Here is a 3762-nt window from a genome sequence, read left to right on the forward strand (position 1 = left end):
TCATCTACAGCCAGATCCTCGCCCAGACGCACACGATCACGGTCGGGCCGATGGTCACCAACCCGGCCACCCGCGACTGGACGGTCACAGCGTCGCTGTTCGCCACCCTCAACGAGATGTACGGCAACCGCACCGTGTGCGGCATCGGTCGCGGCGACTCGGCCGTTCGCGTCACGAACGGCAAGCCGGTCACCATGGACACGCTGCGGGAGTCGATCCACGTCATCCGTGAGCTCGCCAACGGCCGCAGCGCCGAGTACAAGGGCTCGACGATCACGTTCCCGTGGGCGGCGCGCAGCGAGCTCGAGATGTGGGTCGCCGGCTACGGGCCGAAGGCGCTGGCCTTGACCGGCGAGGTCGCCGACGGCTTCATCCTGCAACTCGCCGACCCACAGATCACGGCGTGGACGATCGCTGCGGTGAGGGAGGGAGCGGAGCGCGTGGGCCGGGACCCCGACGCCATCACGATCTGCGTCGCGGCCCCGGCCTACGTCGGCGACGACGTGCCCTACCTGCGCGACCAGTGCCGCTGGTTCGGCGGCATGGTCGGCAACCACGTCGCCGACCTGGTGGCCCGCTACGGCGAGGGGTCCGACCTGGTCCCCGCCGCACTCACCAGCTACATCAAGGCCCGGCAGGGTTACGACTACGCGCACCACGGGCGGGCCGGCAACCCCGACACCGAGTTCGTGCCCGACGAGGTCGTGGACCGCTTCTGCCTGCTGGGACCGGCCGAGGCACACATCGAGCGGCTGCGGGCGCTGCGCGAGCTGGGCGTCGACCAGTTCGCGGTGTACGCGATGCACGACGCCACCGAAGCCACCATCGACGCCTACGGCACACACGTCATCCCCGCCCTGAACGACTGAGCCCGACCGAGCCGAGGTATGCCATGACCGGGACCGCTACACCTGCCGCACCAGGACCGCCGAGTGTGCCCGGCACCGAAGGCACCGGGCCCAGCGGCCAGCTGACCCACGCCGACGGCCGGGTCGAGCTCGCCGACGGCGCCATACCCGCCGGCAGCCGCTTCGCCAACGCCGACCTGCACCCGGTCCCGATGGCCGAACGGCGCTGGACCACCTACAACTTCGCCGCCGTGTGGGTCGGCATGGCGCACAACATCCCGTCCTGGCTCCTCGCCTCCGGCCTCGTCGCCCTCGGCATGGACTGGAAGCAGGCCGTCTTCACGATCGCCCTGGCCAATGTGATCGTGCTCTTCCCGATGCTGCTCACCGGGCACGCCGGACCCAAGTACGGCATCCCCTTCCCGGTCTTCGCCCGTGCCTCGTTCGGTCTGCGGGGTGCCAACCTCCCGGCGATGATCAGGGCCGGGGTGGCCTGCGCCTGGTTCGGCATCCAGACCTGGATCGGCGGCCAGGGCATCTTCGTGCTGCTCGGCAAGATCTTCGGCGGCTGGACGAAGGCGGCCGAGGTCGGCGGCCAGCCGTGGACGCTCTGGGTCTGTTTCGTGCTCTTCTGGGCACTCGAACTGGCCATCATCTACCGGGGGATGGAGGCACTGCGCCGTTTCGAGAACTGGGCGGCGCCGTTCGTCATCGTCGGGGCGCTGGTGCTGCTGGGCTGGATGTCCGCCAAGGCGGGGGGTCTGGGCCCGCTGCTCGGCCAGCCCTCCGAGCTGGGCTGGGGCGCCGACTTCTGGCCGGTCTTCTTCCCGGCCCTGATGGGAATGATCGCCTTCTGGTCCACCCTGTCGCTCAACATCCCGGACTTCACCCGCTTCGGTGCCGGCCAGCGGGCCCAGGTCTGGGGACAGTCGCTGGGCCTGCCGACCACGATGACCCTCTTCGCCCTGCTGTCGGTGTTCGTCACCTCCGGCTCCCAGGCGGTCTACGGGGCGACGATCTGGGACCCGGTCGAGCTCGCCGCCAAGACCGACAACGTCTTCGGGCTGCTGTTCGCCCTGGTGACCGTGCTGGTCGCGACGATCTCCGTGAACATCGCGGCGAACGTCGTCTCGCCCGCGTACGACCTGGCGAACCTCGCGCCGCGGTTCATCAACTTCCGTACCGGCGCGCTGATCACGGGCGTCGTCGGCGTCCTGATCATGCCTTGGAAGCTGACGGCGACGCCCGAGCTGTACATCTTCACCTGGCTGGGCACCGTCGGCGGCCTGCTGGGCACCGTTGCCGGCATCCTCATCGCCGACTACTGGCTGGTGCGCCGCACCCGCCTGGACCTCGCCGACCTCTACCGCGAGGGCGGCGCCTACTGGTACACCGCCGGCTGGAACTGGCGGGCCGTGGTGGCCTTCGCCGTCGGCGGCCTGCTCGCCGTGGGCGGCTCCTGGTCGGCCGCCGGCAAGGGCCCGTTCCCCGCCGACGGCCTGATCCCCTTCCTGAAGCCGCTGGCCGACTACGGCTGGGCGGTGGGCATGAGCAGCTCCCTGCTGCTCTACGCGCTGCTGATGGCGGTGACCAGCCCGCCGGGCAAGCCGGCCCGGGCCCCGGCTCCGCGCTGACGGGTCACCCGGTCTCAGGCCGTCTCAGACCCCGAAGCCGCCGTCGACCGCGATCGACGCACCGGAGACGTACCGGGCGTCGTCGCCCGCGAGGTGGGCGACGGTGGCGGCCACCTCGTCGGGGGCGCCGTACCGGCCGAGTGCGGTGAGGGACGCCTGCGCGTCGGCTCCCTCGCCGTCCGCGGGGTTCATGTCGGTGTCGACGGGCCCCGGGATGACGAGGTTGACGGTGATGCCGCGAGCGCCGAGTTCACGGGCGAGACCCTTGGTCAGCCCGGCCATTGCCGCCTTGCTGGTGGCGTACAGCGACATCCCGGGGAAGGGCACGCGCTCGGCGACGCAGCTGCCGATGTTGACGATGCGCCCGCCCTCGCCCAGGTACGGTTCGGCCGCCTGCGCGGCCAGGTAGGGCGCCCGTACGTTCACGGCCAGCACCTGGTCCACCTCCGGCAGCAGCACGGAGTCGAGGGGACCGGCGGCGCCCACGCCCGCGCTGTTGACCAGGATGTCGAGCCGCCCGAGCTCCGACACGGCCGCCTCCACGGCGGCCCGGATCGCGTCCGGGTCGGCGCTGTCCGCGCGTACGGCCACGGCGCGGCTGCCCAACTTCTCGATGCGGGAGGCCACTTCCCTGGCCGACGCCTCGCTCTTCTCGTAGGTCAGCGCGACATCGGCGCCGTCGGCGGCGAGCCGCAGCGCGATGGCGGCGCCGATTCCCCGGCTGCCACCGGTCACGAGCGCGACCTTGCCGTCCAGGGTGGGCGTGGCCTGCTGTGTCGTGGTGTGGAGCATGATCGTCCCATTTCGTTGTTGAAGGGTGAACATGCTCGATCCTGGTCCAGCGTCCCCGTTCCGTCCGGCGGGATTCGGACGCAGCGCTGTGACTCCGTAGTTGTAGATGTTGTACTGTCTGGTGCATTGAAGTGTCCTGCGTGCAGAGGAGAGACCCGTGCCCGTCGACATCACCGGGGACACGGTCGAGCTGCGGGAATGGCTCGACGCCGCCACCATCGCCCCCGCGGTCGCCGACCTTCGTCCCGACTATCGCGCGCTGCTCGTCGTGACCGAGGGCCTGCTCGCTGCCGCCGAGTCAGGCGCCGGCGGCGATCCCGACGCCCACCCCCATGTCACCGCCTGGCACGAGGCGTTCCGCGCCTTCGGCGCCAAGCCCAAGCGCGTACGGCCCAGCGTGGACGCGCTGTTGCGCCGCGCGCCCGGTGGACTGCCCCGTGTCGACCGCCTCACGGACGTGTACAACGCCGTCTCCGTAGCCCATGTGC

At 70.8% G+C, this 3762-nt stretch carries 3 protein-coding genes and 1 pseudogene; 3 read left to right on the forward strand and 1 reads right to left on the reverse strand.

The window, feature by feature from the left end:
* Positions 1–869 (forward strand): TIGR03842 family LLM class F420-dependent oxidoreductase (locus ACRDP3_RS21485; RefSeq protein WP_431518617.1); only part of this gene is annotated, 869 nt, incomplete at its 5' end.
* 23 nt (positions 870–892) lie between these two features.
* Complete coding sequence (locus ACRDP3_RS21490; protein WP_431518618.1) at positions 893–2482, forward strand: NCS1 family nucleobase:cation symporter-1; 1590 nt, start codon at positions 893–895, stop codon at positions 2480–2482.
* Between the two features lie 24 nt (positions 2483–2506).
* Here ACRDP3_RS21490 and ACRDP3_RS21495 read toward each other — a convergent pair whose 3' ends face one another.
* On the reverse strand, positions 2507–3274 hold the full coding sequence (locus ACRDP3_RS21495; protein ID WP_431518619.1) for a 3-oxoacyl-ACP reductase family protein: 768 nt from the start codon (positions 3272–3274) through the stop codon (positions 2507–2509).
* A gap of 157 nt (positions 3275–3431) precedes the next feature.
* Here ACRDP3_RS21495 and ACRDP3_RS21500 point away from each other — a divergent pair.
* Positions 3432–3762: pseudogene (locus ACRDP3_RS21500) on the forward strand (hypothetical protein); the annotation flags it as partial.

This window comes from Streptomyces sp. (assembly GCF_050698815.1).
Taxonomy (GTDB): Bacteria; Actinomycetota; Actinomycetes; order Streptomycetales; family Streptomycetaceae; genus Streptomyces.